The sequence below is a fragment of the Trichococcus palustris genome (assembly GCF_900114465.1).
GTDB lineage: Bacteria > Bacillota > Bacilli > Lactobacillales > Aerococcaceae > Trichococcus > Trichococcus palustris.
Window position 1 is genome coordinate 174,268 of the sequence record NZ_FOTD01000005.1, and the last position, 6,000, is coordinate 180,267.

Here is a 6,000-nt window from a genome sequence, read left to right on the forward strand (position 1 = left end):
TATCTAAGAAACTGAGCGAATTTTGCCAGAGTGCTTTTTCAAATGAAGAACGAATCAGCTCAGATACTTCATGTCTGTATGCCGATAATACGGGTTTATGGGGACGCTGTCATTGCGTTTTCGAAAGGTTCAATTCTGGACGCGCAAGCATGTGTTGATTAAGGGAGGCTAAAGTATGAAGGACATTGTCTCAATGCTATTGGGATCATCGGATCCGTCGATACGATACAAAACAAGGGTAAATGTACTGGGGGAAAATCCCGATTCCAAAGAAATACTCAGGCTGCAGGATGAAATCAAACAGTCCGATAGGGTTAAATGCATACTGAGCAAACGGAATGCTGATGGGCTACTGGAGCCAACGGATAACCCATACAAGAAATGGGATGGTGCGCATTGGGCTTTGGCGTTGCTGGCTGATATCGGTTATCCGAAGAATGATTTGAAACTGCAGCGCTCACTCGACCAGGTAGTGGATTTTTGGTTGCAGCCAGAATATTATTACGATGATGCGATAAACGGAAGATACAGAAGACATGCTTCTCAACAAGGGAACGCTCTTTTTTCTGCGCTGCGCCTGTTTGATGGCGAAAGCGGAAAGGCCAGCGCACTTGCGCACTTGCTCTTGAAATGGCAATGGCCTGATGGCGGATGGAACTGCGATCAAAAACCGGAAGCAGATAGTTCGTCCTTTATGGAATCGTTGATCCCGTTAAGAGGGTTGGTTCTCTATGCGCAGCGAACAGGGGATGAACAGAGTGCAGTTGCGTGCAGGAGGGCGGCCGAAGTGTTTTTGTCCCGTACATTGTATCGTAGTCGTTCGGCTGGGAGGATCATCAAGTCTGAGTTCATCAAATTGCATTATCCTTGTTATTGGCATTACGACATTTTGTTTGGGCTCAAGGTGATGGCAGAGGCAGGTTACATTAGCGATCCGCGCTGTCAGGATGCCTTGGACCTTTTGGAGTCGAAAAGGCTTCCGGATGGCGGTTGGCCAGCGGAGGCAAAGTATGGCAGGACGATTGATGCGGCAACTGCAAAGAGATCGTCTAACAGTACGTATGTAACATGGGGAGAAGTGAATCAGAAGGTCATGAATGAATGGGTGACGGTTGATGCCCTGTATGTGTTGTCTGCAGCAGGAAGAATGAATCGATAGGCTGTGCCATCCGCTGCAGTTTGCATTGAAAAGCAAGAAAAATGTTTCAGTGACATTTGATTATTTAAGGGAGATGCGAATATGTCGAAAGTTGATCAGCACAAGGAGATATGCGAGCGCTTGAATCGGATATACGCTGCAAAAAACAGAGATTACGGGGACAGTTTCGGTGAAGGATTTAAAGAGTACGGTTTCATCATGCCTGCAATCAGGCTGGATGACAAACTGCACAGATTCAAGCAGTTGATTAAACAGGAAGCTGCAGTTAAGGATGAGAGCATCACAGACACGCTGATGGATTTAGCCAATTATGCCATCATGACGATAATCGAAATCGAGAACAAAGAGAAACAGTGAGAAAAGAACAAGGTAAATCATCTGGGAAATGCCTATTTCATCAGAAAAAAAGGACAAGTCGCCAAAATAAAACGGGACTTGTCTTTTTTGTGTGATGATAGGAAAGGACTATCTGATACAGTAATGCCGAATAACCCCTCAATCCGATTGTCAGTCCAGCTCGAATGCTCCGTAATACAATTGGTAATATTTCCCTTTTGCCGCAATCAGATGGTCGTGGTCACCACACTCGACGATTTTCCCTTGATCCAGTAGGATAATCGCATCTGAATTCCGGATGGTTGAAAGGCGATGGGCAATGATAAAAACGGTGCGCCCCTGCATCAAGGCATCCATCCCGCGCTGAACAATCGCCTCTGTCCGCGTATCGATACTGGAAGTCGCTTCATCCAAAATCATGACCGGCGGATTGGCTATGGCGACGCGGGCGATGGAAAGGAGTTGTTTCTGTCCTTGCGACAAACCTTCCCCGTCCCCTGATAAGACCGTGTCATATCCGTTCGGCAAGCGTGAGATGAAATCAGCGGCATTGGCCAGACGCGCAGCGGCGAAGGCTTCTTCATCCGTCGCGTCCAGTTTCCCGTAGCGGATGTTCTCCAGGATTGTCCCTGTGAAGAGGTTGGTGTCCTGCAGAACGACGCCCAAAGAATGGCGCAGATCACTTTTTTTTATTTTTTTGATGTCGATGCCATCGTAACGGATTATCCCCTCTTGGATATCATAGAAGCGGTTGATCAGATTGGTGATCGTCGTTTTACCGGCACCGGTGGCACCGACAAAGGCGAATTTTTCCCCGGGATGGGCATGGAGAGTGATGTCATGTAAAACGGTTTTGCCTTCTATATAGCCGAAGGAGACATGGTAGAAGCGGACATCTCCATTAACTTTGGTATAGCGGGATGTTCCTTCAGCTTGCGGATCTTTCCAAGCCCAGCTGCCGGTGCGTTCCACAGTCTCAACCATTTCTTCGCCGTCGTAGGTCACATTGACTAGCGAAACCGTTCCTTCATCCTTTTCCGGCGTCTCATCCATCAAGGTGAAGATGCGCTCGGCACCGGCCAAGGCCGTGACGACGGAAGACACTTGTTGTGAAACTTGGTTGATCGGCATACTGAAGGAGCGGCTCAATTGCAGGAAAGAAGCAATCGTCCCAAGGGTTACGCCAGCAAAACCGGCTACCGCCATTGAACTGCCGACAACGGCAATCAGGACATATTGCAGATAGCCCAAGTTAACCATGATCGGCATCAGAATATTCGCAAAAATGTTGGCCTTGGTGGCACTTTCACACAGTTGCACGTTCAATAGGTCAAATTGTTTCTTAGATTCCTCTTCCCGGCAGAATACCTTCACTTCTTTTTGACCGTGCATCATTTCCTCGATGTAGCCATTCAGTTTCCCGAGAGTGGCTTGTTGCTCCACGAAATAAACCGAACTTTTGCCGCTTATTCTTTTCGTGATGAACAGGGAGAAGACAACCGAGAACGCAATCAAAATCGCCAGCGGCAAACTAACAAAAAACATGGCGATAAATACACTGGCGATTGTGACCAGTGACGAAATGGTTTGCGGAACGCTCTGTGACAGCATCTGCCTCAAGGTATCGATATCGTTGGTGTAATGGCTCATGACGTCCCCGTCGGAATGCGTATCAAAGTAGGGAATCGGCAGGGTCTGCATATGGGCAAACATCTGATCGCGGATAGTCTTTTGAATTCCCTGAGAGATTGTCACCATCTGTATATTGTAGATGTAAGTGGCGATGATCCCCACCAGATAAATGGCCGCCATCACAAGGATGGCCTGGAGCAACCCGCTGAAGACCGGATTTTTCGTTCCTAGCAGGGGTGTGATGTAGCCGTCAATCAGAGTTTTGATAAAGAGGGCACCGGCCACATTGGCGAGGGCGCTCAGTAAGATGCACAGCAAGACGAACGCGAAGCGAATCTTGTATCCGGTGGCGATGTAGGCCAAGAGCCGTTTAACGGTTTTGCCCGGATTATGGGCAGTTGGTTTCCCGAACTGCGGATTAGGCCTCATCATGCAGGTTCCCTCCTTTTATTTGCGAATAGTAGACTTCCTGGTAGATGGTGTTCGATGCAAGCAATTCCGCATGGGTGCCGATTGCGTTGATCATGCCGTTGTCCATCACGATGATTTTGTCGGCGGCTTCCACAGAGGAAATCCGCTGGGCGATGATGAATTTGGTGATGCTTGGGATTTCTTCCGCGAAGGCATGACGGATTTTAGATTCGGTCCTGGTGTCGACCGCACTCGTGGAATCATCCAAAATCAATATTTTCGGTTTCTTGACCAGAGCACGGGCGATGCAGAGCCGCTGTTTCTGGCCGCCGGATACGTTCGTTCCGCCTTCTTCCAAAAAGGTATCATAGCCATCCGGCAAATTCTGAATAAACTCATCCGCCTGCGCTAAACGGGCGGCCTGAATCAGTTCTTCGTCGGTTGCGGAGAGGTTTCCCCAACGCAGATTGTCTTTGATTGTGCCGGAAAAGAGGGTGTTTTTCTGCAGCACCATGCCTACTTGACTACGCAGGGTATACAGGTCATAATTGCGCACATCGATGCCGCCGACTGTTACCGTTCCGTTGGTAACGTCGTAGAGGCGGGGGATCAGCTGCACCAACGTGGTCTTGCCGCTACCGGTCCCGCCGATGATGCCGATCGTTTCGCCCGCATGGATAGAGAAGGTTACGTTTTTCAATGCCAGTTTTTCAGGATCATGCGAGTAGCTGAAGTCGACTTGGTCGAAGGAAAGCGAACCGTCCGGGATTTCGTATACGGGATTTTCGTTGTTGTGCAAATCACTTTTTTCGTTGAGCACTGCCACAACTCTTTCCGCTGAAGCGCGTGAGATGATGATCATGACAAACACCATCGACATCATCATCAAGCTCATCAATATTTGCATCGCATAAGTGAGTAAACTCATCAACTGACCGGTAGTCAGAGTATCGGAAACAACCATCTTCGCTCCCAACCAGGAAAGCAGCAGGATGCTGGTATATATGGCGAATTGCATCAGCGGGTTATTGAGGGCCAATATTTTCTCGGCTTTGCTGAAGTCAGCATAGATTTTTTCGGATGTCCTTTTGAATTTTTCGATTTCGTGCTCTTCCCGGACATAAGATTTCACTACCCGGATTCCGCTCAGGTTTTCCTGTACCACGTTATTCAAACGGTCATAGGTCTTGAACACCCTTTCAAAGATGGGATGAGCTTTGTTGATGATGAGAAACAGACCGATTCCCAGAAAAGGGATAGCCGCCAGAAAGACAAGTGATAATCTCAGGTTGATGCCGAGAGCCATAATCAGGGAGAAGACCAACATGAGCGGTGCCCTGAAAAGGATGCGGATGAGCATCTGAAATGAATTTTGCAAATTGGTTACGTCGGTCGTCAATCTGGTAATCAGGCTGGATACGGAAAAAGTGTCTATATTTGAATAAGAAAAATCCTGGATATTATGGTACATATCGCGGCGGACGTTTGTCGCAAAACCTGTCGACGCTTTTGCGGAAAACGTTCCCGATAAAACACCAAAAGTCAAGGAAGCTAGGGTAGCCAAGACAAGCAAATAACCGCTGTTCCTGATGTAAGCCATGTCTCCTTTGGCAATGCCGTTGTCGATGATTTTGGACATCTGAAAGGGTATAAGCACCTCTATGATGACTTCGAGCATGACGAATAATGGGGATAGAATCGTAAGTTTTTTGTATTCCCTCACGCTCTGCGCTAATTTCCTGATCATATCAATAGCTCCTTCCGTAATAGGTTATTCTTCTATTTCATCGTTATAACAGTAACATGTCCGAGCCGCTATTTCTGGCTAATCACGTTGGTCCGGAATGCCAAATAGTGGCGTTTATCGTATAATGGGCATAGGAAAGATAAAGAGTTCATAATTTATCGAGGGTATTCATTCGGAGCGGCTCTTTTCGCCGGCAATCAAGTGAATAGCCCGGAAATCTGTAAACGCTTCAAATGTGTGGCGAATGCGCCTGTGACTCCCAAAAATGGATGACACATAGTGAATCGCGAGGCGAGAACTATCAACTAGATTATACAACAATCATAGCTATTAGCGTAACGTTTGAATAAGTGCTGCCGCACTCTCGTGGCTTCAGTCATGAGTTAGGCGGTATGGTATTTTTCCTTCTTTATCTTTTGCGAACTCACGTTCGGGGGGTGTATAATGAAGCCAAAGAGGTGAGTATCATGCTAAAAGCCTATCAGTTCCGTTTGTATCCCAATCGCGAACAGAAAATCTATTTCGCTAATTGTTTTGGCTCCGCACGGTTCATCTTCAACCAGATGTTGGCCGACCGGATAGAAATTTATGAAACATACAAAGACGACAAAGAATTGCTGAAATCCATCAAGCCGAGAACCTATACTTCCTTCAAAGAAGAATTTCCGTTCCTGAAAGAAGTGGACAACTTGGCCTTGGCGAATGCCAGCCAAAA

At 47.3% G+C, this 6,000-nt stretch carries 5 protein-coding genes; 3 read left to right on the forward strand and 2 right to left on the reverse strand.

Features of this window, described 5'->3' with window-relative positions:
• Window positions 1-175 precede the first annotated feature (175 nt).
• Together BM101_RS05380 and BM101_RS05385 are read left to right on the forward strand one after the other, a co-directional pair.
• Window positions 176-1,159, forward strand: coding sequence for a hypothetical protein (locus BM101_RS05380; RefSeq protein WP_087031686.1), 984 nt, complete (start codon window positions 176-178; stop codon window positions 1,157-1,159).
• 81 nt (window positions 1,160-1,240) lie between these two features.
• On the forward strand, window positions 1,241-1,516 hold the full coding sequence (locus BM101_RS05385; RefSeq protein WP_087031683.1) for a nucleotide modification associated domain-containing protein: 276 nt from the start codon (window positions 1,241-1,243) through the stop codon (window positions 1,514-1,516).
• 150 nt (window positions 1,517-1,666) lie between these two features.
• Here the strand turns inward: BM101_RS05385 and BM101_RS05390 are convergent, their stop codons facing one another.
• Both BM101_RS05390 and BM101_RS05395 read right to left on the reverse strand, forming a co-directional pair.
• Entirely contained in the window at window positions 1,667-3,559 is a 1,893-nt protein-coding gene (locus tag BM101_RS05390) for an ABC transporter ATP-binding protein (protein WP_087031680.1), read from the reverse strand.
• Window positions 3,546-5,285 (reverse strand): ABC transporter ATP-binding protein, encoded by a 1,740-nt coding sequence (locus BM101_RS05395; RefSeq protein WP_087031677.1) that lies wholly within the window; start codon window positions 5,283-5,285, stop codon window positions 3,546-3,548. Before BM101_RS05395 ends, BM101_RS05390 begins: the two co-directional genes overlap by 14 nt.
• 467 nt (window positions 5,286-5,752) lie before the next feature.
• On the opposite strand from BM101_RS05395, the gene BM101_RS05400 reads away from it, so the two are divergent.
• Window positions 5,753-6,000, forward strand: a 248-nt coding sequence (locus BM101_RS05400) for a helix-turn-helix domain-containing protein (RefSeq protein WP_218149884.1), incomplete at its 3' end; no start/stop codon positions are given.

What these genes read in the sequence shown, in the direction of transcription:
- BM101_RS05380 (WP_087031686.1), top strand. Translation starts at nt 176, where the DNA reads ATGAAGGACATTGTCTCAATGCTATTGGGATCATCGGATCCGTCGATA.
- BM101_RS05390 (WP_087031680.1), bottom strand. Translation starts at nt 3,559, where the DNA reads ATGATGAGGCCTAATCCGCAGTTCGGGAAACCAACTGCCCATAATCCG.
- BM101_RS05385 (WP_087031683.1), top strand. Translation starts at nt 1,241, where the DNA reads ATGTCGAAAGTTGATCAGCACAAGGAGATATGCGAGCGCTTGAATCGG.
- BM101_RS05395 (WP_087031677.1), bottom strand. Translation starts at nt 5,285, where the DNA reads ATGATCAGGAAATTAGCGCAGAGCGTGAGGGAATACAAAAAACTTACG.